This window comes from Hymenobacter canadensis, from assembly GCF_027359925.1.
GTDB classification, from domain to species: domain Bacteria; phylum Bacteroidota; class Bacteroidia; order Cytophagales; family Hymenobacteraceae; genus Hymenobacter; species Hymenobacter canadensis.
This window is the reverse complement of record NZ_CP114767.1, coordinates 1,901,908-1,925,168: the sequence shown is the minus strand read 5'-3', so window position 1 is coordinate 1,925,168 and position 23,261 is coordinate 1,901,908. Positions and strand designations below refer to the sequence as shown.

At 63.2% G+C, this 23,261-nt stretch carries 17 protein-coding genes and 1 tRNA gene; 3 read left to right on the top strand and 15 right to left on the bottom strand.

The window, feature by feature from the left end; translation table 11 throughout:
• Window positions 1-176 precede the first annotated feature (176 nt).
• Window positions 177-1,208, top strand: a complete 1,032-nt coding sequence (gene thiL, locus O3303_RS08280; RefSeq protein ID WP_269561588.1) for a thiamine-phosphate kinase — start codon at window positions 177-179, stop codon at window positions 1,206-1,208.
• Window positions 1,209-1,335: 127 nt separating this feature from the next.
• Here the strand turns inward: thiL and O3303_RS08275 are convergent, their stop codons facing one another.
• The 6 genes from O3303_RS08275 to O3303_RS08250 form a co-directional block, all read right to left on the bottom strand.
• Window positions 1,336-1,710 (bottom strand): hypothetical protein, encoded by a 375-nt coding sequence (locus tag O3303_RS08275; protein WP_044002587.1) that lies wholly within the window; start codon window positions 1,708-1,710, stop codon window positions 1,336-1,338.
• A gap of 11 nt (window positions 1,711-1,721) precedes the next feature.
• Window positions 1,722-2,105, bottom strand: a complete 384-nt coding sequence (locus O3303_RS08270; protein WP_269561587.1) for a hypothetical protein — start codon at window positions 2,103-2,105, stop codon at window positions 1,722-1,724.
• A gap of 69 nt (window positions 2,106-2,174) precedes the next feature.
• The gene (locus tag O3303_RS08265; protein WP_269561586.1) at window positions 2,175-2,537 is read right to left on the bottom strand and encodes a hypothetical protein; all 363 of its coding nucleotides are present in this window, start codon (window positions 2,535-2,537) and stop codon (window positions 2,175-2,177) included.
• 17 nt (window positions 2,538-2,554) lie between these two features.
• Complete coding sequence (gene rlmD, locus O3303_RS08260) at window positions 2,555-3,964, bottom strand: 23S rRNA (uracil(1939)-C(5))-methyltransferase RlmD (RefSeq protein WP_434086414.1); 1,410 nt, start codon at window positions 3,962-3,964, stop codon at window positions 2,555-2,557.
• A gap of 315 nt (window positions 3,965-4,279) precedes the next feature.
• The gene (locus O3303_RS08255; RefSeq protein ID WP_269561585.1) at window positions 4,280-8,998 is read right to left on the bottom strand and encodes a T9SS type B sorting domain-containing protein; all 4,719 of its coding nucleotides are present in this window, start codon (window positions 8,996-8,998) and stop codon (window positions 4,280-4,282) included.
• Between the two features lie 175 nt (window positions 8,999-9,173).
• Window positions 9,174-11,351 carry a GEVED domain-containing protein gene (locus O3303_RS08250; protein ID WP_269561584.1) on the bottom strand — a complete coding sequence of 726 codons (2,178 nt, stop codon included), beginning with the start codon at window positions 11,349-11,351 and terminating at the stop codon, window positions 9,174-9,176.
• Between the two features lie 268 nt (window positions 11,352-11,619).
• Here O3303_RS08250 and O3303_RS08245 point away from each other — a divergent pair, with 268 nt between their 5' ends.
• Window positions 11,620-12,426 (top strand): SDR family oxidoreductase, encoded by an 807-nt coding sequence (locus O3303_RS08245; RefSeq protein ID WP_269561583.1) that lies wholly within the window; start codon window positions 11,620-11,622, stop codon window positions 12,424-12,426.
• A 140-nt stretch (window positions 12,427-12,566) separates the two neighbouring features.
• On the opposite strand, the gene O3303_RS08240 is transcribed toward O3303_RS08245, so the two are convergent.
• On the bottom strand, window positions 12,567-13,103 hold the full coding sequence (locus O3303_RS08240; protein ID WP_269561582.1) for an SH3 domain-containing protein: 537 nt from the start codon (window positions 13,101-13,103) through the stop codon (window positions 12,567-12,569).
• Between the two features lie 260 nt (window positions 13,104-13,363).
• Here O3303_RS08240 and O3303_RS08235 point away from each other — a divergent pair.
• A tRNA-Lys gene (locus tag O3303_RS08235) sits at window positions 13,364-13,439 on the top strand.
• 284 nt (window positions 13,440-13,723) lie between these two features.
• On the opposite strand, the gene O3303_RS08230 is transcribed toward O3303_RS08235, so the two are convergent.
• From O3303_RS08230 to O3303_RS08195, 8 genes are all read right to left on the bottom strand, one after another.
• Complete coding sequence (locus tag O3303_RS08230) at window positions 13,724-14,659, bottom strand: radical SAM protein (protein ID WP_269561581.1); 936 nt, start codon at window positions 14,657-14,659, stop codon at window positions 13,724-13,726.
• A gap of 77 nt (window positions 14,660-14,736) precedes the next feature.
• Window positions 14,737-15,480 (bottom strand): ABC transporter ATP-binding protein, encoded by a 744-nt coding sequence (locus O3303_RS08225; RefSeq protein ID WP_269561580.1) that lies wholly within the window; start codon window positions 15,478-15,480, stop codon window positions 14,737-14,739.
• The gene (locus O3303_RS08220) at window positions 15,477-16,130 is read right to left on the bottom strand and encodes a hypothetical protein (RefSeq protein WP_269561579.1); all 654 of its coding nucleotides are present in this window, start codon (window positions 16,128-16,130) and stop codon (window positions 15,477-15,479) included. Before O3303_RS08220 ends, O3303_RS08225 begins: the two co-directional genes overlap by 4 nt.
• Window positions 16,123-16,743 carry a hypothetical protein gene (locus O3303_RS08215; RefSeq protein ID WP_269561578.1) on the bottom strand — a complete coding sequence of 207 codons (621 nt, stop codon included), beginning with the start codon at window positions 16,741-16,743 and terminating at the stop codon, window positions 16,123-16,125. Before O3303_RS08215 ends, O3303_RS08220 begins: the two co-directional genes overlap by 8 nt.
• A gap of 75 nt (window positions 16,744-16,818) precedes the next feature.
• On the bottom strand, window positions 16,819-17,580 hold the full coding sequence (locus O3303_RS08210; RefSeq protein WP_269561577.1) for an ABC transporter permease: 762 nt from the start codon (window positions 17,578-17,580) through the stop codon (window positions 16,819-16,821).
• 97 nt (window positions 17,581-17,677) lie between these two features.
• Window positions 17,678-18,535, bottom strand: a complete 858-nt coding sequence (locus tag O3303_RS08205) for an ABC transporter permease subunit (RefSeq protein WP_269561576.1) — start codon at window positions 18,533-18,535, stop codon at window positions 17,678-17,680.
• 218 nt (window positions 18,536-18,753) lie between these two features.
• The gene (locus O3303_RS08200) at window positions 18,754-19,980 is read right to left on the bottom strand and encodes an ABC transporter substrate-binding protein (protein WP_269561575.1); all 1,227 of its coding nucleotides are present in this window, start codon (window positions 19,978-19,980) and stop codon (window positions 18,754-18,756) included.
• 162 nt (window positions 19,981-20,142) lie between these two features.
• A complete protein-coding gene (locus O3303_RS08195; RefSeq protein WP_269561574.1) occupies window positions 20,143-23,169 on the bottom strand; it encodes a TonB-dependent receptor in 3,027 nt (1,008 codons plus the stop codon).
• Window positions 23,170-23,261 lie beyond the last annotated feature (92 nt).

Here is a 23,261-nt window from a genome sequence, read left to right as displayed (position 1 = left end):
GTGGGCCTCGTTGTTTTGTGGGCTCATGGAGAGAAGCGCTGGCGGTCTGGCCGGAATATGGGCCGCCGACTTCCTGTCGTACCTTTGCTCCTGGCGCCCATGGTAGCCGGGCAGCCGGGCATTACTTGGTGAACAGGCCAGCCAATCAGCACAATCAGCGCAAATCAGCGATTCTAATGAGCGACGTAACTCCCCTTGATAAAGTAGGCGAATTCGGGTTGATCCGCCGGATTCAGGAAACCGTACACCTGCAGCAGCCCAGCACCATCCTCGGCATCGGCGACGATGCGGCTATTCTGGCGCCCCCGGCCGGGCAGGAACTGGTCATCAGCACCGACCTGCTGGTGGAAGGCGTGCACTTCGACCTCACATTCTGCCCGCTCAAACACCTGGGCTACAAAGCCGTGGCCGTGAACGTATCGGATGTGGCGGCCATGAACGCCCTGCCCACCCAGATTGTGGTGGCCCTGAGCGTGCCGTCGCGCTTCTCGGTAGAAGCCGTGGAGGAGCTGTACGAAGGTATCCGGCTGGCCTGCGAGGCCTACAACGTGGACGTAGTGGGCGGCGACACCACTGGCAGCCGCAGCGGCCTGACCATCGGCATCACGGCCCTGGGCCTGGCCGAAGCCGGCAAAGCCGTGCGCCGTAGCGGCGCCGGCCCCAACGACCTGCTCTGCGTAACTGGCGACCTGGGCGGGGCCTACCTGGGCCTGCAGGTGCTGGAGCGTGAAAAGCAAGCTTGGCAGGCCGACCCCGAAACCCAGCCTGAGCTGGATAAATACCCCTACGTGCTGCAGCGCCAGCTGCGCCCCGAGGCCCGCATGGACGTGGTGCACGAGCTGCGCGACCTGGGCGTGGTGCCCACCAGCATGATTGACATTTCCGACGGGCTGGCCTCCGAGGTGCTGCACCTGTGTGCCGCCAGCGGCACGGGGGCCCGCGTGTTCACCGAGAACCTACCCATCGCCAACCCCACGCTGGAAGTGGCCGAGGAGTTTAACCTCGACCCCATCATGTGCATGCTCAACGGCGGCGAGGACTACGAGCTGCTCTTCACCGTGCCCTTGTCAGACCACGACAAAATCAAGAACCACCCCGACATCACCATCATCGGCCACATGGTGGACAAGAGCGAAGGCGCGAACCTCATCACCAAAGCCGGTCAGCCAATCCCGCTCCGCGCCCAGGGGTTCAACCACTTTGAGTAGGGGTGTAGAATAGAAACCCTGTCATCCTGAGCGGAGCGAAGGACCTTATTACGCTAGAACGAGTCGTTACTACGATTGCCGTTCTAGCGTAATAAGGTCCTTCGCTCCGCTCAGGATGACAGGATTGTCAATCTTCCGGGTAGGGGATGTAGACGAAGTTGGTGAACTCCTCGTCCAGCACGAACAGGCAGCAGTACTCGTCGGCGTCGCGGTAGGTGCTTTGGAAGGCTTCGATGCCGTCTTGGCCCACGATGCCCTGCTGCACGAACAGCTCCAGGTAGCTGGCGAATACGTGCCACTCCAGGTTCAGCTCGTCGGCGTTGATGAGCAGGCCGCCCAACGGCACCTCCTGGCGGGCAAACACGAAAATGGGATACTTGGAAATATCCCGCTTGCGGATCTGCGAGGAAGCCTCACTCAGCGTATCGGACACGGTAGCAAAGTCCTTGGTGATGGTGCCGAGGTATTTGCCGTTCAGTTCTGGGTCGTTGGTGTAGTCCATATGTTCTGTCTTCAACTGGGTAATCGGCCCATAAGAGCTGCTATACGCAAATACTCTTCGGATTCAACAAAATCTATTAGTTCCTGAATCCATACTCTGGTGGCTGTTTGCTGGTCTGCTGGAAGAGAATCCTTGAAATGGATGTTGCGCAAAGCCCTCAGTAGTGTGTTTTCGCTATCAGATCTAATAGGCACTTCCTTCCCATTAAGCAGGAAGCTCCCCGGTGTATTCCCGTACGACTGCTTTTCAAGCAACATCGTCTGGCCGAACTCTACATTGAATGCGCTGCCATTACTATCAATGAGCTTGAGTGTGACGGAGCCGCCATCCATCCAAGCAATCAATTCATCCAAAATTAGAGGACCGTTTAGGACCAGCTGCTTCAAATCGTCCATTCGGTGATAATAAGATACTTGCTGTGTTCGTGCCGTTGGTGTGATTCATAATCTAGCAGGCTGAAGGTATCAGGCAAACAAACGAAACACCCAATCAATAAATCGTATCAGTAAAGATTGTTCTGGCGAGATTTTCTGGTTCCAGAGACCATACTGGTAAGGGACCAGTTCTCGCATCTTTTGCATAACTGTGGAGTCCTCGCAAAGAGCCGATACTTTGGCCTCAAGCTCTTCTGTATAAGATTTGGCCGCCAGTCCGTTCTGGATAAGATATAAGTCCTGTACGCTCCTGTCGATTAAAGACCAATCTTCATCCGTTAACAAGCTGGGCTTGCCTGCTTGCAGACTATAGATTCCTTCTGAGCTACGTAGCCAGTTTTCCCAGTTGCCTTTGTAGCGCGCATAAACATCCAGTTTTTCGTGGGTCAGCACGGCGTTCAGGATGACAGTTACCGCAACTCAAGCAGTACCACATTCTCCACGTGGTGGGTGTGGGGGAACATGTCCACGGGCTGCACTTTTACTACTTTATACGCTTCGTCCAGCAGCTCCAGGTCGCGGGCCTGGGTGCCGGGGTTGCAGCTGACGTAGACGATGCGGGGGGCGCGCATTTCGAGGAGGCGAGCCACTACGTCGGGGTGCATGCCGGCGCGGGGCGGGTCAGTGATGACCACGTCGGGGCGGCCGTGCTTCTGGATGAACTCGGCGTTGAGCACGTCCTTCATGTCGCCGGCGTAGAACTCGGTGTTGGTGGTGCCGTTGATTTCGGAGTTGATGTAGGCGTCCTTCACGGCCGATTCCACATACTCCACGCCCACTACATGTTTCGCCTGCCGGGCCACGAAGTTGGCGATGGTGCCGGCGCCGGTGTAGAGGTCATACACCAGCTCCGAGCCGGTGAGTTGGGCGAAGTCGCGGGTGATTTTGTAGAGGTTGAAGGCGCCCTCTGAGTTGGTCTGGTAGAAGGATTTCGGGCCGACGCGGAAGCGCAGGCCTTCCATTTCCTCGTGAATGTGCGGCTCGCCCTGGTAGCACACCACCTCCAGGTCGTGGAAGGTTTCGTTTCCCTTGTCGTTGAGCACGTAGTTGAGGGAGGTGATTTGCGGAAACCGCTCGTGCAGGAAATCCAGCAGCGGAATCAGTGCGTCGTGGGCGTAGTAGCACTGCAGAATCACCATCAGGTCGCCGGTGTTGGCCGTCCGGATGATGAGGTTACGCAGGAAGCCTTCCTGGGTGACAAGGTTGTTGAAGGGCAGGTCGTGCTCCAGGGCGTAGTCGCGCACGGCCAGCCGGATCTGGTTGCTGGGGTCGGGCTGCAGCCAGCAGTGGTTGATGTCGAGAATCTTATCGAAGCGGCCGGGGGTGTGGAAGCCCAGTACGCGCCGCTCGTAGTTGTGGCCGCTGGCAATCTGCTCGTTGGTCAGCCAGCCGTTGTGGCTGAAGGTGTACTCCAGCTTGTTGCGGTAGTAGGTCTGGTCGGGGGAGGCCTGAATCGGCAGGATTTCGGGCAGGGCTACCTTGCCGATGCGCTGCAGGGTGTCGGCCACCTGCTGATGTTTGAACTGGAGCTGGGTTTCGTAGCCCAGGTGCTGCCATTTGCAGCCCCCGCAGGTGCCAAAATGCTCGCAGAAGGGCTGCACTCGCAGCTCGGAATACTTGTGGAAGTGCGTGGGCACGGCCTCCAGGAAGTTCTTTTTGGCCTTGGTCACGCGCAGATCCACCACGTCGCCGGGGGCCACTTGCGTCACAAATATGACCAGGTTCTCGCGGCGCACCAGGCACTTGCCCTCGGCCACCATGTCGGTGATTTCGACTTCGCGGAGCAGCTCCGCCGGGATGTTTTTAACGGATTTTCTCACCGGACAAAGGTAATCACGGATTTAGACGGATTCATCGGATGGATCACGGATTAGCACGGATGTAAGCGGATTTCACGGATTTTGTGGAAGGTGCACGTTTGGGGTCTTTGCTTGTGGATGGGGTGCTTTCGGGCTCTTTGTTTATAGGTGGGGCAAGTTTAGACTCTTTGCTTGTGGCTGATACCAGTTCGAGTTCTTTAAGCAGATAAAAAAAGAGGCTTGCCAAGCGGCAAGCCTCTTTTGCTTTAGCAAACTCCGAATTTGAATCGACTACAAAATCCGATAAATCCGTCAAATCCGCTGTAATCCGTGATCCTATTTGACCACGTCGAACCAGCCTTTGAAGGAGCGGCCGTCGGGCAGCTTCAGCAGGTAGTAGTAGACGCCGGCCGAGGTGGTGCTGGCGTCGAAGGTGTTGCGGTAGCTGCTGGTTTTGTAGACTTCCTTGCCCCAACGGTTGAAGATGGCCAGCGAGTTGCCGGGGTAGAGCTCCACGTTTTTGATGATGAACTGGTCGTTGAGGTTGTCGCCGTTGGGCGTTACCACGTTGTAGAACACCAGGTCGTTGGCGAACTGCACGCAGGCTTCGTTGGAAGTGGACGTGAGCGTGCCCGGGCCCACGGCCTCAATCCGGAAGCACTGGTCGAAGCCGGCGCTGCCTGTGGTGAGCTGCACGCTGGTAGTGGTGCCGGCCACGGTCTGCACCAGCTCGGCCGTGCCGTTGGCGGCCCGGCGGTAGAGGCGGTACTGCTGCACGGCAAAGCCCTGGTAGGCGTTCCAGCTTACGTTCACCTTGCCTTCGTCGCGGCCAGTGCCACCTTCCACGGCCGTGGCCAGGGTTCGGATGGTGGTGTGCTGGGTGCTGGCCAGCAGGTCGCCGCAGGCATTAGTCAGCTCCACGCGGTACTCGTAGGCGGCGGCATCGGCATCCACGCTGGTATCGGTAAAGGTGATGGCGGTGTTGGGCACGTTGCCCACGGTGGCGAAGGCCGAGGTGCTGCCCGCCACGCGGCGCAGAATCTGCACGCGGTTGGCGTTGCCGGAGTTGTTGGGCACGTTGAGCACGAGGTTGATTTTGCGGTCATCCTGCAAATCCACCGAGGCCACGTTCAGCGCTACGGTGGCGTTGTCGGGGCGGATGGTGAAGGTGGCGGCGCAGGCGGTACTGGTGGTTTCCGATACGCTGAGCGTGGCGTTGGCCGAACCGGCCGGCACGTCAACCGTCACGGTGGCTGTGCCCTGGCCGCTGGTGATGGTGCCGCCCGTTATCGTCCACTGATACTGGCCGCCGCTGAGGGTCGCGGTGCTGTAGCGCAAACCGGTGCGGCTGGCGGGGCAGTAGCTGGCCGGACCAGCAATAGCCAGCGGCGGCACGACCACGAAGGTTTTGGTGAACACCGGACCGGCGCACAGGCTGGTGTTGGTTTCGCGGGCCGTGATGGTGTAGGTGCCCACGACGGTCGGTACGCTCAGGGTGCCGGCCGTAACCGTCTGGGGCGTGCCGTTCACGGTCCAGGCGTAGGTGGAGCCGGCGGTGCCGGCCAAGGTGAACTGCGCTGCCGTCTGGCTGGCGCAGGCCCGGGCCGGACCGCTGATGGCCAGGTTAGCGGCCGGCGACGGCAGCACCGTCACGTAGAGCGTGTCGCTCTGGCCCAGGCAGCGGCCGCCGGCCGGGTTGCTGGATTCCGTCACGACCAGCTTGGCAATGCCGGGCCGGGTGAAGTTCACCTGCACCGTGTTCTGGCTGGTGCTTAGCTGCGTGCCGCCCACAATCTGCCAGCCGTAGGTGGAACCGTTGGTAAGCTGGGTCTGGTAGGTGAAGGGGCCATCGGCGAGGCACACGCGCAGCGGGCCGGTGGGCCGCTGCGTCACGAGCTGCTGATTGATGCGCACCGGGAACCGTACGGTATCCGACGAGCAGCCTTCAGCATTCAGCCGGAACGCCCGCACGCTGGCCGTGGCGGAAGCCCCGCCCCAGTTCACGGTGATGGCCGCCGTGCCCTGGCCGCTGGCAATGGTGCCGCCCGTCACAAGCCACTGGTAGGCCGTGGAGCGCGGCGCCCGGATGCTGTAGGCAATGCCCTGCACCGTGGGGCACACCGAGGCCGAGCCCTGGATGCTGTCGGGCAGCGGCCGTGGGTTGACGAGGATGCGCACCGTGTCGCGGGCCACGCAGTTCTGCGCGCTGGTAGCCGTGAGGATGTAGGTGAGCGTGAGCGGCGTTTGGGTGGTGTTCACGCCCGTGAATACCGGGCGGGCTGTGGTGGCGCTGCTCAGGTTGGCGGCCGGGCTCCACTGGTAGCGGTAGCCGGTGAGGGCCGCGCTGCCCAGCGTCGTCGACTGCCGGTCGCAGAGCGTGGCGTCGGGGCCGGCGTTGGCAATGGCGGCCGGGTTGAGCGTGATGCGCACCGTGCTTTGGGCCACGCAGCCCTCAGCCGTAGTAGCCGTGACGGTGTAGGTGAGTACCTGCGCCGTAGTGCCGGTGTTGGTCAGGGTGAAGGTGGGGTTGGCGGCGGTGGCGCTGCTCAGGCCGGTAGCCGGGCTCCACTGGTAGGTGTAGCCAACCAATGAAGCCGCCCCTAGCGTGGTGGTTTCGCCCGAGCACACGGCCCGGTCGGCGCCGGCCGTAGCCACGGCGGCTGGGTTGATGGTCACGCGCACCGTGTCGCGGTTCACGCAGCTGTTGGCGGTGGTGGCCGTTACGATGTAGGTGAACATCTGCGGCGCGCTGCCGGCGTTGGGCAGCGTGAGCGTGGGATTGGCGGCGGTGGCGCTGCTCAGGCCGGTGGCCGGGCTCCACTGATAGGTGTAGCCCACGAGCGAGGCCGAGCCAATCGAAGTAGGCGTACCGGAGCACACGGCGCGGTCGGCCCCGGCATTAGCCACGGCGGCGGGGTTGAGCGTGATGCGCACCGAGTCGCGGGCTACGCAGCCCTGGGCCGTGGTGGCCGTCACAAGGTAGGTGAAGGTCTGGGGCGTGCTGGTGGTGTTGCTCAGCACGAAGGTGGGCTGCGCGGCGCTGGTATTGCTCAGGCCGGTAGCCGGGCTCCACTGGTAGGTGTAGCCAGCCAGGGAGGCCGTGCCAATCGACGTAGACACGCCGGAGCAGGTAGCCACATCGGCGCCGGCGTTGGCCACGGCCGCCGGGTTGACGGTCACGGTGGCCTGGCGCGTAGTGGTGCAGATGCCGTCGAAAGTAGACACCGTGTAGGTGGTGGTTACGGCGGGCGAAACGGTGATGGTGCTGCCCGTAAACGTCTGGCCGGTGCTGGAAGTCCACTGGTAGGTAGTGCCGCCGGTAGCCGTGAGGGAGGTGGAGCCGCCCGGGCAGATAGCGGCTGCGGTGGGCGTCACGGCTAGCGCACCGGCGGGCCGCACGTCAATTACGCGCACCACCGAATCGGTGGGGCATCCGAACGCCGACACGCCGCGCAGCACCAGGCGGCCGGCGCCGGTGCCGGTCCAGAGAACCTGCACGGTGTTGTTGGTGGCCGGGCCCTGAATGGTGCCGCCCTGCACGGTCCAGCGGTAGGAACTGGCCGCAGGGCCACCCGCCGTATACTGCTGAGCCACGGCCCGGTCGCAGATGACGTCGTTGCCGCTGATGCTGTTTGGACCAAATGCTTTCGTCACCTGAATCTGGAACACGTCGGCCACGCTTTTCGCGCCGCACGCCACGTCAGTGGCGGTCACCACCACGTCGTAGGGCGTGGCGCGGCCGTTGCCGCACTGGCTGTCGAACACAAACTGACCATTGACGGCGCCCGTGCCCTGCACGGTGGCGCTGCCGCTCACGGCGCCCGGCAATACGGTGCCCTGGCTGCCGGCAAAGGTGGCATTGAAGGGGCCGCTGCCATCGAGCAGCACGCTATTGACGCGCAGGTTGATGGGGTTGCCGTCGGGGTCGGTGGCGCCGAGGTTGAAGCTGACCGACTGGCCTTCCTCAACGGTAAACAAACGCGGCTGCGCGGTGGTGGCGGCCGTAAACTGCGGCGAGTTATTCGGCGAACAGGTACGTGACACCAGCTGGATTTCGCGCCTCGTGGAGCCGATCAGCACTTCCGCGCCGTTGATGGTGCGATATTCCTTGACTTCCACCGCCACCACGTAGCGGCCCACGCGGGAGGTGGCGTAGCGGCTGATGCCGTTGCTGGCGTTGAGAAACGCATAGTTGCCGGGGCCGCTGCCAAATGGCGTGGTGGCCGAGTAGCCGCCCGTGTTAGCATACGTGACGCTGGGCGGCGCAACGAAAGTGGGCGCCGCGCCCTGGTTGCCGTTGTAGGGCGTGCTGAACGAATAAATCAGCCGGTCGCCGTCGGGGTCTACGGCGTTGTTGACGAGGATGCTAGTGTCGCCCTGGCAGATAACGACTACGGCCGTATCGGAGAAGGTAGGGGAGGAGTTGGGCAGCAGCGGCGGTGCCATTTCCACAAACAGCGTCTGGTTCTGGTTGCTGGGATTCTGCAGGTTGTCGATATTGAAATTGCGCGTGCCGTCGGTGTACACGGCGACGTAGCCATCAAACGCCAAAGGCAGGTTCACGACGGCTTCGTAGCGGGCCAGGCGCACCGGCGGCACCGAGCCAGCCGGAATGCTGCACCCACCGGGCTGCGGCGGCGTGATGCTGGGGTTGGAAATGCGGGGCAGCCGGAACGTGCCCGCCTGCTGCTGGTCGTTCTGGATGGGGTTCTGCAGCGTCGAGCAGCTCACCTGTGTGCAGGGAAACACATTGTTGCCTTCGGTGCTGGCAATGCGCTGCCGGGTGGCTTTGTCGTAGATGTTGAGGAAGATATTGCAGCGCCCGTCGGGCACGTTGGACTGGGTGCTGGATGAGCCGCCGGCCGGCGGGCACTCCCAGTTCAGGTACACGAGCACCGTCACGCGGTAGCGGTAGCGGGCCGTGGCCGGGCCGTTGGCATCCAGATACTGGTAGCGCATCTCGCCGCCCAGCAAATGCGAAGCCACGGCCCGGCCGGGGCTCAGCCCCACCAGCAGCAGCAGTAAATAAATGGCGCGGAGTACAGTTTGGCGCATATAAAGTGATGAGGTAATGAAGGAGTGGAGTGAGGAAGGCGCGGGGGAATGAAGTAAAGCGGTGATGAGGTGATGGAGAAAAACGGTTGGCGTGAGGGGCTGTCTGCCACCGCACGACCATACTGGCCCGCTTCTTCTACCTCATCACCCCATCACTTTTACCTCATCACCTCGCTTATTGCAGCTGCACGCGGCGCACGGCGGTCTGGCCGTCGGCGTTCTGCAGGCGCAGCACATACAGGCCGCGGGGCAGGCCGGCCAGGTTCAGCTCGGCATCCTGGCTGGGGCTCAGGCGCAGGCTGGTTTCCTGCACCAAAGCGCCCAGCAGGTTTTCCACCCGCACGGCGTAAGTGCCGGCGGCTGTTGGGTCGGGCAGGCGCAGGTGCAGGCGGCCATCGGCCGTAGGGTTCGGGAACACGCTCAGGGCCGGCAGCGTGCGGGCCTCTGCCGAGGCCTGCGGCTGGCTCACCAGCACCGAGTAGTCCTCGGCTTCCGAGTTATTCTGGTTCACCTGGCAGGGGTTGGGGGCCGGCAGGTTATTGAGCCGCACCATCACCCGCATGCGTGTCAGGCCCCGGAAAGCCGCATTGGTGGGCACCGTGAAGCCCGTGGTGAGGGTGGTGGCGGAGGTGGCGGTATTGGCAATCAGCTCGGAGGCCTCAAACGTGCCGTTGCGGTTCCAGTCAACCCAGGCCCAGAGCAGGTGCTGGAAATTGGCATTCACACTCAGGTCCAGAAACGTGTTGGTGCCCTGGAAGAGCGGTACCACCTTGTCCACGAAGTTGCCGTAGCCGTTGGCGTTGGCGCCCGAGGTATTGGTGAAGTCGATGGCTCCGTCGCGGCGCATGGTCACGGTGGTCAGCCAGATGTTGGGCGTAGTGCCCGTGGCCTCACAGTAGCGCACGCAGGGCACCATCAGCACCACGGCATTGGCCTTGCTGACGGTGTTGGTGCCATATGCATTCGTGGTGGTGAGCGTGACGGTGAACGCGCCGCCGGTGGCGTACTGGTGGCTGGGGCTTTGCTGGGTGCTGGTGGTGTTGTCGCCGAAGTTCCAGAGCCAGCTGGTGGGCGCGTTTTGGCTCTGGTCGGTGAACTGCACAGGGTTCTGGCAGTTGCCGGGCACGTGGTTGGAGCTGAAGGCGGCCACTGGCGGGTTGGTGTTGTTGCGCACCGTCACGGTATAATCTTCAATCTGGCCCAGCTGCGGTGCCGCGCAGGCCGTGGCGGCGCCCCCCACAAAGTCAGCCAGCACCCGCAGGCGCAGCGGCACGTTCTTCACGGCCGTAGCCGGAATCTGCACCGAGCCGGCGGGATTGATGCGGTTCAGGGCCGTGTACAGCAGCTCATTGGCCGTGAACTGGCCGTCGTTATTGAGGTCCAGCCACACCCGGATATCCTGCGGGTTGGTAGCGGTGCCAAAGCTAATGGGGTAGGAATTGCCCTCGGTGAGCTGCGCCCGGCTGGTGCAGGTGAAATCTTCGTAGCCGGCTTGGCCGTTCTGCGAGGATTTGCTGAGCGGGCCCAGCGTGAACTGCGTGATGCCGTAGCCGCAGCAGAAGGCCGTGGTGGCCGGCGTGCAGGAGGCCGCCACCGGCACGGCATTGTCATACACGATGTAGCTGGCGCGGGTGCGCACGTTGCTGCCCGCAGCGTTGGTAGCCGTGAGCGTGACGGTGTAGGTGCCCGGCGTGCTGTAGCAGTGGTTGGGGCTTTGCTGGGTGCTGGTGGTGTTGTCGCCGAAGTTCCAGAGCCAGCCGGTGGGCGCGTTCTGGCTCTGGTCGGTGAACTGCACGCAGCCCGAGCAGGTGAGCGTCTGGTCGGCCACAAACTCGGCTACGGGCGCCGCCACGTTGGCCTGCACCGTCACGGCGTAGTCTTCGGTCTGCGAATACTGCGGCGTGGTGCACGTGCCCGGAATGGGCGCATTCACGTAGTCGGCGGCCACCCGCAGGCGCAGGCGCGTGCCCAGCACCGTAGAGGTGGGCAGCGAGATGGTGCCGGTATGCACCCGGGCCGCGTTGGAGCTGAATACCAACTCGGTGGTCGGGTTCAGGGTGCCGTCGTTGTTGACATCCAGCCACACGCGCACGTTCTCGTTGGCGTTGGCGTTGGTCCGGATGCTGATGGGGTAGTTCTGGCCCACCGTGAGCGTCGTGCCCACCGTGCAGGAGTAGTCCTGAAAGCCTTCCTGTACGCCGCCGGTGGTGCTGTTGATGGTGCCCAGCGTCACGTTGAAAATGCCCATCCCGAAGGGCAAGTTGCTGGCCGGAGCCGCGCCGGGCGTGCAGGCACTGGTCGTGGCCGGGCACTGCGCCCAGGCCGCGCCACCCAGCGGCAGAAGGCCCAGCAAGCTACCCAGAAAAACAGACGCACTGCGCCGAATAAGTAGAGGTGCAATCATATAAAGCAGCAGGAAAAGGCTGAAGAAGAGGCAGGTAAATGTAGGTACATTGCGGAAACAAAATACAATTTTTCACACCGGCAATCCAATATAGAAGAGGATTAAGCAAGCCGGCCTCCAGCAGCGGCAGAAAGCAGGTTTGCGCCGCCATAAAGGCGTGAAATTCGGTAGTTTTGCCGGCCGCCTGCCCCGGCAGATTTCACCGCGGCGCTTCCAGATGAAAGACAAAGTTGTATTGATTACCGGTGGTACTTCCGGCATCGGCCGGGCCTGCGCCGTGGCCTTCGGGCAGGCCGGCGCGCAGGTAGTGGTAACGGGCCGCGACGAAGCCCGCCTGCAGGAAACCGCGCAGGAGCTGGCCCGCCTGGGCATCCGCCACCTTACCGTGCGCGCCGACGTGGGCGTGGCCGCCGACGCCCTGCGCGCCGTCGCCGAAACCATCACGGCTTTCGGCCGCCTCGATGTGCTGCTTAACAACGCTGGTATCAGCATGCGCGCCCGGTTCCAGGACGTAGACCTGGGCGTGATTGAGCGCCTGATGCAAACAAACTTCTTCGGCACGGTGTACACTACCAAAGGCGCGCTGCCGCACCTGCTGGCCAGCAAGGGCTCGGTGGTGGGCATCAGCAGCATTGCTGGCTACCGGGGGCTGCCGGGCCGCACCGGCTACTCGGCCTCCAAGTTTGCCATGCACGGCTTCCTGGAAGCCCTGCGCACCGAGTTGCTGCCGCAGGGCGTGCACGTGCTGCTGGCCTGCCCGGGCTTCACGGCCTCCAACATCCGGCAGGTGGCGCTGGCCGCCGACGGCTCGCAGCAGGGCGAGTCGCCGCGCGACGAGCAGAAGATGATGAGCAGCGAGGAAGTGGCCCAGCACATCCTGCACGCCGTGCAGCACCGCCGCCGCGACCTGGTACTCACCAGTCAGGGCAAACTCACCGTCTTCCTCAACAAGTGGCTCCCCGCCCTCACCGATAAGCTGGTGCTGAGCCACTTCCGCAAAGAGGAGGAAGGGGAGATGAAGTAAGAACGTCATTCCGAGCAGAGCGAGGAATCTCGCGTGCTGATGTTGGAGTGGCATTGTTTACCACACTAGCGAGATTCCTCGCTCCGCTCGGAATGACGTTCTTACTTCATCCCTCCATTACCCCATCACCAAAAAACACTTCACTGCACCAGCAGCAAATCCTGGGTGCGGATGTAAGCATCATGGCCTTGCCACTGCACGCGGTACCAGGTGTCCTGGCGCCCTTGCACGAGGAGCCGGTCGCCGGCGGCGGCGGTGGTGAGCCAGGAGGCGCCGGCACTGGGGCCGCTCATCAGCGCGGCGCGGGGGCGGGCCACCAGCGCCGCCCGCTCCGGCGCCAGCCGCAGCAGATAGCCGCCGGTCAGCAGCAGATACGTCCCGTACAAAACCCACCAGCCACGGCTAAGCCGCCGGCGGCGCAGAATCAGCAGCATACCTCCCGCCACGGCCCCAATCAGCAGCACCTGCAAACCCGGATAGTAGTAGCGTTGCACCAGCAGGCGCAGGTCCTGGCGCCAGGTGTCGGGGTATCCGGTCAGGCGCCGGTCGCGGGCGAGGGCGGCCATCTTGCGCCACGTAGCGAGGCTGGGCTGGCGCTTGTAGGCCATGCTCAGGTAGTAAAGAGCCGCCGGATAGTGGCCCAGGCCATCCTGCACGTAGGCCATGCGCAGCAGCATGCGGGGCGAGGCGATATTATGCCGGCGCAGAACCTGTCGATATAACTGATAAGCAGGAGTGTAAGCACCGGCAACAAACGCCGAATCAGCTTTCTGGAGCTCTTGCGCCCCCGGCTGCGCCATGGCCGAGCCGGCAGTCAGCAACGAACTAGTAAAAAAAAGGAAGAGTTTTTTCAGCAAAACGTTTGGAGAATAAAAGGCGGCCGACTACTTTTGTGCCACAATCAGCAAATAAGCCGCGATTTGCGTGCAAAGTAACTGATTCTGTAGCTCAGCTGGTAGAGCAATACACTTTTAATGTATGGGTCCTGGGTTCGAATCCCAGCGGGATCACCAAAGCCCTCATCTGCATTGTGCAGGTGAGGGCTTTTTCGTGCTCCGGAATTGAGGTCTGGCCTGGGATGCGTTGGCGCGAAACGGACAACATAGCACGATTCTCGGGTTGATATCCGGGCGGTAGCGCGAAGTCTCTGCTTCGCGTTTACAGTTGCCGGCCAGCCGCACACCAACATGAATCCGCGCTATAAGCCTGTTTTCGGGCTTAAGGTATACAGCAAAAAGCCCCGCAACGCTGGAGTAGCTGTGCGGGGCTTTTTGCTGCGTTAAAAATCAGAGAATGGTCAGGCCGGGAGTGGGATGGCAGCTACTACCTCTTCCACGTGCTGCTCGAAGAACTCATCGCACCAGCGGCACACGTTCTGCAGGTCCTCGGTGCGGGCCAGGGCGTGGGCTTCCGACACGCCGATGGATTCGCCCATTTTCCAGGGTTCGCCCTGGTTGAGGCGCTGCATAATTTCGGACCGGGAGGCGCGCAGCAGCACGTCGGCTACTTTTTCGCGGCGCGCATCGCCGAGCGGGAACTTGGTGCCGGGGCAGCAGGGGTTGATTTTCCAGAGCTGGATGCTGATTTCCTGCGGCAGATCGGTGCCGCCCAGGAAGCCCTTGGCCCCCGACAGGATGGCGCAGAAGTTGTGGCTGGGGTCGCGCAGCCAGATGTTTTTCTCCATGGCCCGGCCGCGGGCCCAGTTGCCGCCCAGCCACATTTCCTCGGTGGCGCCCCAGTAGCCCCAACTCAGGCGGTGGCCTTCTACCAGCAGGTGCTCTTTGTCGATGAGCGGGTCGTGGTCGTCGCCATTCACGCCGCGGCTCTCAAACAGGTCGGCCAGCGTCATCAGGCGGGCTCCAGCGGCTTTGTGGTAGCGGTCAATGCTGGCAATGTCGAAGCGGGTGACGCCCTTGGCAATCAGCAGATCCAGGATTTCGGGCGTGAGCAGGTCGCCGTTGGTCTGGAGCATAATCTGGGTGCGGCCCTGGTATTTGGCCTGCAGCGCCTCCAGAATGGAATATAGCTTCACCCGGTCGGCCAGCGGCTCCCCGCCCGACAGAATCAGGCGGTCAACCCGCTCGGGCAGGTTGTCGATGATGCGGAAGCAGTCCTGCACACTGATGCGCGTACCCTGCGGGCCCGAGTCGTTGTAGCAATGGTCGCACTTGTCGTTGCAGAGCTGGGTGAACACCCAATAGATGGATTCGCAGTGCGTGAAGTCGGTTTTCATGTAGGGCTTAGTTGTTAGCGCCTAGTTGCTCGTGCTTGGTGCCTAGGTCGTTTGATCTAAGCACTAAGCACGAACAACTAGGCACTAAATGCAGTGCGCTGGATAGTGTCCCAGAAAGACAGTTCGGCGGCAATATTGGTGCGTGGGTCCTGGATAAAGTCGGCTACGGTGGCAAAGCTGGTGAGCACGCCCCGGTCGAGGTACGCTAGCCGGGTGCCCACGGTGAGGGCCTCGCGGCTGTCGTGGGTGACGAAAAGCGAGGTAATCTGGTGCTGGCGGCTGACGCGGATAAACAGCTCCTGCATGGCGGTGCGGGTCTGGGCATCGAGGTTGCCAAAAGGCTCATCAAGCAGCAGCAGGCGCGGCCGGATGATGAGCGCCCGCCCGAACGACACGCGCTGCCGCTGCCCGCCCGAGAGCTGGTGCGGCGCTTTTTGGGCGTGCTCACTCAACTCCAGCTCGGCCAGCAGCGCCGTCACCTGGGTGTTGATTTCGGGCTCTTTTACATTGCGGATGCGCAGCCCGAACGCTACGTTCTCGAACACCGTGAGGTGCGGAAACAGCAGCGGCTCCTGGTAGAGGTACACCATCTGCCGCTCGTTGGGCGGTACCGGACGCAGGTCCTGGCCGTGCAGGGTGAGCGTGCCGGTGTCGGGCGTTTCGAGGCCGGCCAGAATTTTGAGCAACGTGGTTTTGCCGCAGCCCGAGCGCCCCAGCACCGCGAGTACCTCGCCCTCGCGCAGCTCCAGGGAAATGTCGCGCAGCACGGGCTGCGAACCAAACTGCCGGGACAGGCCGGCTACCGTGAGTAGCATGCTCATACGCGGGCGGTGGGGCCGTAGGCAGCCGCGTCGATGCTCATGCGGCCGGGGGCGGGGCGCACGCCGCAGAGCCATTCGGTGAGGCGGTCTACGTAGTGGTCGAGGTGGGTGATCTGCTGCACGCCGTGCTCCACGATGGGGTCGAGGGTGGTGGCCAGCAGCGTGCCGCCGTGCGCGTGCGTCTGCCAGGTAATAACCTCGCCCTGAGAATTGGTTTGCAGGATTTCGGCCGATTCCGGGACGCGCGTATACACGCCGTGGGTGTGCCAGCAGGCTTGGCGCGGCGTGAGGCCCTGGTAAACCGGGTGGCTGTAGTCGGTGGCTGACACGGGCGGGGCGGTGGGGTCCGTCACCCACCAGTAGTTGTTCACGGGGCGGTCTTCCCACTGCGCGTCCAGCCAGGCGGTGGAGGAGTCGCCTTCCACGAATACCTTCTTGCCGGCGGCCAGAAAGTCGTAGATAACTGCCTGCTTTTCCGTGAGCACGGACTGGTTGGACTGGAATGGAACGACTAGGGCCGCTAGGTCCTGCACGGCGGCGGCGTCGAGGTCGTGCACGTAGAGCAGCTGGTAGAGGTCGCGGTATTTGGGGGCGGTGGCCAGCGCGTAGTGCGACCAAACACCGTTGAAAATCAAGCCTATCTTAGCCATGCGCGGGAATCGTTTCAGGGGAAAGAACACGGAGGAAATTGCGGTAGAGGCCCACCAGCGCCGTATCGGCCTGGCCGGCGTACGTGACGTCGGCCAGCGGGCCGCTGGCCGTAAGCAGCATCCGGCCCGCGGTGCTTACCTCATCGAGTACCACGATGGGGCGCTGCCAGGTGTCGGCCAGCAGCACGTCGGCGCCGGGAGCCGCCTCAATGTAGCCGCACGACCACCAGCCGCTCATACCGTGCGAAAAATTCAGCTCATCCAGGTCGAGGCCCTGCAGCAGGCCGTGGCGGTCGGGGCCGGGGGTGTAGCGCACGTCGAGGGTGCGCCGGGAGTTGTCCATTAGCCACTGATTGCCGGGCACCCAGGCGGTGAAAAACCCGTCGCAGCATACCAGAGCCCTGCCCGCGTCGAGAAAGGCGCGCACCTGGTCCTTTATTTTGAGCATAGCCACGTGGTCGGAACCGTTGGGTACCACCAGCAGGTCATAGGCCAGCAGGTCGGGGGCGAAATCGTGGGTGACGAGGCTGGTGGTATAGTGCACCAGCTCATTGGAAACGTAGTATTTGTTTAGTCCGACTAGACCATTGGAGACGAGAAGCGCGTTGAGCATAGCAGGCAGGGCGTGAGATACTGGTTGGCCGGGAGCAGCAGGTCCCGACGATGCGGGCCCGCAGCCAGTCTTAAACTACGGCTTTCGGAGCAGGGCAGATTTGTTGGCCAGCAGCAGCAGGGCCGGCGGCAGCAGCAGCAGCAGCGAGGCCACAGCCGCCAGCGGGGCGTTGGCCTCGCCCACGTAGGTGAACACCTGCACCGTGAGCGTACGCACTTTGCCCACGCTCAGCAGGTTGGTCAGGCCGAAGTCAAACCAGCTGAGCAGAAACGTCTGGACCAGGGTGGTGCGCAGCAGCGGCCAGGCCAGAGGCAACAGCACCAGCCGCAGCGCCTGCCGGGGCGTGCAGCCCAGGGTGCGGGCCAGCTGCTCGTATTCGGTGGCCTGGCGGGTCCAGAAGCTGCCTAGCAGCAGGGTGGCAAACGGCAGCGCCACCAGCAGTAGCCCCAGCAGCACGCCGCCCACCGAGCCCGAAAGGTGCATCCGGATGATAAACGGCTGCACCAGCACCGCCAGCAGCACCGGCGGTAGGGCGTAGGGCAGGTAGCTGAGCAGCAGCCAGCGTTGCCCGCCGCCAGTGCGGGCCACAGCACGTGCCACCCCGAAGCCCCCGGCCGTAGCCACCACCGCCACCGAACCCGCCAGCAGCAGGCTGCGGCCCAGGCCGGCCAGCAGGTCGTTGTCGGCGGAGAGCAGGCCGCGCAAAGCCGCCAGCGAGTAAGCGGGGGGCAGCGCGTCGGGAAACCGCCAGCCCTCGCCTACAGCCAGCAGCCCCAGCAGCCCAAACGGCAGCAGGAACAGGCCAGCTAATAGGAGAACGAGCAGTTTGGAGCGCATTGTTATTTAGTGATGGGGTGATGGGGTGATGAAGGGAGCGGGCTGGCTGGGTTTGATGACGCTTTGGAAACTCAGATGCAGCGCGTGGCTGGCTGTGTCAGCTTCTTTCAGCTTGGGCTACCCGCAACACCCGGAGCAGCAGCGCAATGAGCAGCAGCAGCCCTACCGCCACCAGGAAGCCCGCCAGGTAGGCGCCGGGCAGCTCGCGCAGGTCGAAGCGCTGGAGGCGGGTGGCGATGTACACGCTCAGCATCTGGGGGTAGGGGCGGCCCAGCAGCAGCGGAATATCGTAGGCGCCGAGCGTGGCAATGAAGCTGAGCAGCAGGGTGGGGGCTGCCCGGCGCAGCAGCATCGGCACTGCCACCCGCCACCGGAACTGCCCAGGGCGGGCCCCCAGCGTCAGGGTGAGCTGGCGGTAGTCGTCGAGGCGGCTTTCGTGGTAGATGGTTTGGAGCAGCAGCGTCAGGAACGGGAACAGCAGCAGCACGTGGGCCAGAATTATGCCCAGTCCGGCGGCATCCTGCACCAGCTCCGGAAACGCCTCGGGGCTGCCGGTCAAACCCAGCCGGAAGCTGATCCGGGAAAGCCAGCCGGCCCCGCTCAGCAGCTGAAACAGGTAGAACGCCACTACCAGCGCCGGCATAATCAGGGGCACGTAGAGCAGGCCCGGCAGCGGCCACCGCCGCAGCGTGCGCTGCGCGTGCAGCACCAGCCCCAGCGCCAACGCCACCGAAACGCCCACCACGGCCGTGGCAATCCAGAGGCTGTACAACGCCGCGTAGAGCAGGCCGGTATCGTGAAGGAGGGCCTGCCAGTGTTGGCCGGTGAAGCCCGTAGCCAGCGGCCCCACCACGCCCACGCTGCCCAAGGCCGCATAGCCGAGCCCGGCCAGCGGCAGGCCGGCCACCAACAGGGCATACATCAGCAAAAGCCAGGAGCGGTTAGCGGGTTTCAATAAAAGTGGGAGAGTTTTAGGTTTAAAAGAACGTCATTCCGAGCGTAGCCGAGGAATCTCGCGTGCTGAAGTTGCCGAAGCATCTCGCCCGCTTCAGAGCAACGATTGCGCCTCACCCCCCGGCCCCCTCTCTGAAAAGGAGAGGGGGAGCCTGACGATTGGAGTAGTTTGGCGGTCGAGATGCTTCGCTTCGCTCAGCATGACGTTCGACAATCGTTCTACCCGGCCGGAACCGGCTGCTTTTCGATAACGTAGGTGCGGAAATCCTTGAACAGGCGCGTCATGTACTCTGGGTCGGGCTCCATGAGGGCCTGGCCCTGGATGTTCTGGCGGCGGGGCGCGTAGCGGCGCGAAGGCAGCTGCTCAAACTGCTGCCGCTGCGCCGCGGGCAGCGCCTGCAGGTTCAGCACGGTATGGTCGCCCCACACGTTGGGGTCCATTTTGCGCAGCTGGGCTTCCGGCGAAATCAGGAAGTTGATGGCCACTAGCGCCGCCTCGGGGTGGCGGGCGCCGCGCACCACGCCCAGGTAGTGCGAGTTCTGGATGGTGCCCGGCAGCGGCACATAGGCGCGGGCCGTAGCCGGAAACACCTTCTGGTTCACCTTATTGTCCACCTCGGCGTCGTTGTTGGAAAAGGTGAAGGCCACCTCGCCGTTGGCGAACAGCTGGTGCAGCGGCGCCAGCTGCTCCGGAAACGTCTGGCCCTGCTTCCAGAAATACGGCCGGCTGGTGTTGATCTGCCGCCACAGCGCGCCCGACCACTTCCGGTACACGGCCTCGTCAAACTTGCCCCGAAACAGCTCCGGCTTGCCCGACAGCGCCATCATCCACGACTTGAGCAGCGTCATGCCCGTGAATTCGTTCGGGATGGTGAACTGGCCAGGGTGGGCCTGCACGAAGGCCGGCAGCTCGGCAAACGAGCGGGGCGGCCGCGCTACCCGCGCCGAGTCGTAGATGAAGTTGAACTGCACGTTGCCCCAGGGCGCTTCCATGCCCGCCACCGGCTGCTGAAAATCGGTATTGATGAACGGGTTCTGCAGATCCAGCAGCTGGGCATTGGGCAGCTTGTCCACGAAGGGCCCCAGCAGGGCATCTACCTGCCGCAGCTGGTAAAACGTCTCGCCGTTGATCCACACCAGATCGGCCTCGCTGGGCTGCCCGGCCTGCTGCTCGGCTGCCAGCGTCTGGACCAGCTGCGCGCCCTGGCTGGCCGCAATTTCCAGCTCGATGCCGTAGCGGCGCTGCAGCTCGGGCTTCACGTAGGTGCTCATGTAGCGGTTGATGAGCGGGTCGCCCATCCACATCAGCATGCTCACCGTCTGGCCTTTGGCGGCCGCTTCTATCTGCGGCCAAGTCTGGGTGAGCACCTGCTGCGGCTCCCGCGCCTTGTCGGTGGGGTTGCAGGCGGAGAGAAATGGAAGAAAGAGGAAAAGGTATTTTTTCATTCGTTGGGAAGGTAATGTCAAAGAACGTGTCATGCTGAACGCAGCGGAGCGGAGTCAAAGCATCTCTACCTCCGACTAACTCAATCGTGAGGACGAAGCGGTAGAGATGCTTCGACTCCGCTCCGCTGCGCTCAGCATGACACGCACATCTGTTTTGCCTGACTACAGCGCGTAGCGCAGCCCGAACTGGAACTGGCGCGGGGCGCTGGCGTTGCGGCGCACGATGCCCGAGCCGGCCGCGCCCACCTGAATCTGGTTGCTTTGGGTGGCGTTGTTGGCGTAGCCGCTCAGATTCTGGGTGTTGAGCACGTTGAACACGTCGGCGGTCAGCTCCACGCGGCTGGTTTTCTCGCCGAAGTGCAGCGAGTACTGCGCGCCCACGTCAAACGTCTTCGACCAGGGCAGACGGTCGGAGTTGCGGCCTTCGCCGGGGAAACGGTCGGCGTTGCCCTGGTAGGCGGTGCTGAACGAGCTGCCGTCGCCGTTCAGGTCGTTGGTGAGCACCGCGGGGTTGCTGCCTGGCACCGGGTAGCCGCCCGTGACGCGGTTTACGGGCTGGCCGCTTTGCAGCAGCGAAGCCACCGTGAGGCGCAGGGCCCGCACCGGGTAGTAGCTGCCAATGGCGTTGATGACGTGCGTACGGTCGTTGATGGAGTTGGCGAATTCCTGGCCGTAGTTGTTGCCGTCAGCGGCGCGGAAGTTCACGTCTTCGGTGTCGTTTTTCAGGTTCGACAGCGTGTAGGACACCCGGTAGCCGTACTTGTCCTCAGCGGCATCCTTCTGCAGGTTGAAGCTGGCGCCCATGTAGCGCGAGCGGCCTTCCGATTCCGTCATCACCACGTTGCGGGCCACGCCCGTTACGCGCTGCCCGCCAATTACGGCGCTGCCATCGGCCAGAATCGGTACGGGGCGGGTGGCGTTGGCCTGAGTTTCGGTGCGCACGGTCACGTTGTTGGGGTCGGTCTGCGGGTACTCTGACACGCTGTTGACGTTGCGCAGCCGGAACAGGTCGTAGCTGCGGTTGTACACCAGATCCACGTAAAACAGCGACTTGGTGTTCACCTGATACTGGTAGCCCAGCGTGCTCTGGTGCGAATACGGGTTCTGGTAGCCGTTGGGGTTGAGAATCCGCCGCTCCCCGCTCGAAACGCCGGCCCGCTGGCTTTGCAGCGTAGAGCCCGAAGGGCCCTGCAGATACGTTACGCCGGCCACGCTGCCGCTCTGGTTGCCATCGAACGTAATCCGGTCGACGTTGGTGCTGGCGGGCAGCGCGCCCACCCGCACCAGCTCGCGAAGCTGGGTTTTGTAGTCGGCGGAAGTGGTGTTCTGCTGCAATGCGTCGCTGTACACGGTGTACAGGATCTTGTCGTAGAACAGGCCGTAGCCGCCGCGCAGGCTGCTGCGGTCGGTGAGCTGCAGGTTGAAGTTGGCGCGCGGGGCCACGTTGTTCCGGTCACCGTTGGCGCCGCCGCCCTTCGAGAGGTTGTCGTAGTCGTAGCGCACGCCCAGCGTCACGTTCAGGCGGTCCGTCACGGCATACAGGTCTTCCACGTAGATGTTGTACAGGTTCTGCGTGGTGCCGAACGAGGCCGGGCGCAGCTCCACGCTGTAGTTGTTCACCTGCACGTTGGCCGGAATGTCGTTGATGCCCAGGCCGGGCCCGAGGTTGCGGGCCCGCAGCGCATCAAGCTGGGCCTGGGTGAGCTGCACGGTGTAGCTGCCGTTGGGGTTGCCGCCGCCGAACAGCGAGTGTTCGGTGCTGATAATCCCGAAGCCGCCCTTAAAGGTATTGCGGCCACGCAGCAGCGTGAACTTCTGCTGGGCCTGCCAGGTGCTCTGGTGCGAGTCGAACAGATAGCCGGGGTGGCCGAGCACCGCCAGCACCTGCCGCGTCGGGCCCAATACCGTCACGTCGGGGCTGTCGGGGTTGTCGGCGCTGGCGTAGTTCCAGCGGAAGCGGGCGTACTGCACATCGGTTTGCGAGGTGAAGTTGTTGCCCACGTACACGTTCTGCGAGGCGATGTTGAGGGAGTTGCGGTCCTGGCGGTTGCCGGTCGAGGGGAAGGCTACGCCGCCATCAAGGCCGCCGCCCTGGCGCTCAATGTTCACAAGGCCCACATTGGCCCGCAACGACGAGCGGAACCGCTCGGTCCAGCGCTGGTCGAGCTTGCCAGACAGGTAGGTGAAGCGGTTCTGGCCGCGCACGGTGGCCGCCACGCCGAGGTCGGGCGAGGTCAGCACGTTGTCCTTGAAATCGAAAGTCTGCTCGGCGTTCAGGTAGAAAAACGTCTTGTCTTTCACCAGCGCGCCGCCCACGCCAAAGCCGAACTGCTGGCGCTGGAAGCCGCCTTTCACCTGGTTGCCGGACAGGTCGCGCTGCGCGAAATCGGTCTTGCCGTCGATGCTTGGGCCGGGCCGGGTCAGGTAGAAGGCCTCGGCCGTCAGGTCGTTGGAGCCCGATTTGGTGGTGATGTTGACGATGCCGTTGGCCGAGTTGCCGAACTCGGTGCTGAAGTTGTTGGTCAGCACGTTCAGGTTCTGGGCGAAGCCCACCGGCATGGCAAAGCGCTGCCCGCCCAGGAAGTTCTCATTGTTGTCGAGGCCGTCGATGAGGTAGTTGGTGTAGAGGCCGTTAGCGCCGTTGATGCTCACGTTGGGCGCTTCCGCGAAAAAGCCCGTGGCCTGCGTCACGTTGGGCAGTCGGTAGAGGGCGCGCGTGATGTCGCGGGCCTCAATGGGAATCTCGCGCAGCTCCCGTGCCGACAGCTGCGAGGCTACCTCGGCGTTTTGGGTGTTGAGGGTGGTGGCGTTGTTGGGCGCCCGCACCGTCACGCCTGCCAGGGTTTGGGCGCTGGCCAGCGGCAGCACCAGCGTCACGCTGGGGCTGGAGTTGGTGCGCAGCGTGAGGCCCGTTTCGCGCACGGCCTGAAACCGGTCCGACACCTCGGTGCTCACGGCGTAGGTGCCGGCAGTGCTCAGCCCCCGGAACCGGGTCTGGCCCTGGGCGTTGGTGGTTTGCTGGGCGCTGAAGCCCACGGCGGCGTTATCGAGGTGTACCAGCTGGTCCGCCACCGGCTTGCGCGTCGAGACGTCCACGATGGACACCACCAGGTCAACCGACTGCGCCAGGGCACTGGAAACCGGCCCGCCCAGCAGCAGGAAAAGCAACAAATAGAAAAAAATTTTCATCTACGAAATCAACAAACTGAAAAACAAAACCCAGCCGCGCCAGCCGCCACAAGGCGCCCCTTGCAGGACGCTTGCAGCTGGCTGGCCGGCAA

What these genes read in the sequence shown, in the direction of transcription:
- thiL (WP_269561588.1), top strand. Translation starts at nt 177, where the DNA reads ATGAGCGACGTAACTCCCCTTGATAAAGTAGGCGAATTCGGGTTGATC.
- O3303_RS08275 (WP_044002587.1), bottom strand. Translation starts at nt 1,710, where the DNA reads ATGGACTACACCAACGACCCAGAACTGAACGGCAAATACCTCGGCACC.
- O3303_RS08270 (WP_269561587.1), bottom strand. Translation starts at nt 2,105, where the DNA reads ATGGACGATTTGAAGCAGCTGGTCCTAAACGGTCCTCTAATTTTGGAT.
- O3303_RS08255 (WP_269561585.1), bottom strand. Translation starts at nt 8,998, where the DNA reads ATGCGCCAAACTGTACTCCGCGCCATTTATTTACTGCTGCTGCTGGTG.
- O3303_RS08245 (WP_269561583.1), top strand. Translation starts at nt 11,620, where the DNA reads ATGAAAGACAAAGTTGTATTGATTACCGGTGGTACTTCCGGCATCGGC.
- O3303_RS08240 (WP_269561582.1), bottom strand. Translation starts at nt 13,103, where the DNA reads ATGCTGCTGCGCATGGCCTACGTGCAGGATGGCCTGGGCCACTATCCG.
- O3303_RS08230 (WP_269561581.1), bottom strand. Translation starts at nt 14,659, where the DNA reads ATGAAAACCGACTTCACGCACTGCGAATCCATCTATTGGGTGTTCACC.
- O3303_RS08225 (WP_269561580.1), bottom strand. Translation starts at nt 15,480, where the DNA reads ATGAGCATGCTACTCACGGTAGCCGGCCTGTCCCGGCAGTTTGGTTCG.
- O3303_RS08220 (WP_269561579.1), bottom strand. Translation starts at nt 16,130, where the DNA reads ATGGCTAAGATAGGCTTGATTTTCAACGGTGTTTGGTCGCACTACGCG.
- O3303_RS08215 (WP_269561578.1), bottom strand. Translation starts at nt 16,743, where the DNA reads ATGCTCAACGCGCTTCTCGTCTCCAATGGTCTAGTCGGACTAAACAAA.
- O3303_RS08210 (WP_269561577.1), bottom strand. Translation starts at nt 17,580, where the DNA reads ATGCGCTCCAAACTGCTCGTTCTCCTATTAGCTGGCCTGTTCCTGCTG.
- O3303_RS08200 (WP_269561575.1), bottom strand. Translation starts at nt 19,980, where the DNA reads ATGAAAAAATACCTTTTCCTCTTTCTTCCATTTCTCTCCGCCTGCAAC.
- O3303_RS08195 (WP_269561574.1), bottom strand. Translation starts at nt 23,169, where the DNA reads ATGAAAATTTTTTTCTATTTGTTGCTTTTCCTGCTGCTGGGCGGGCCG.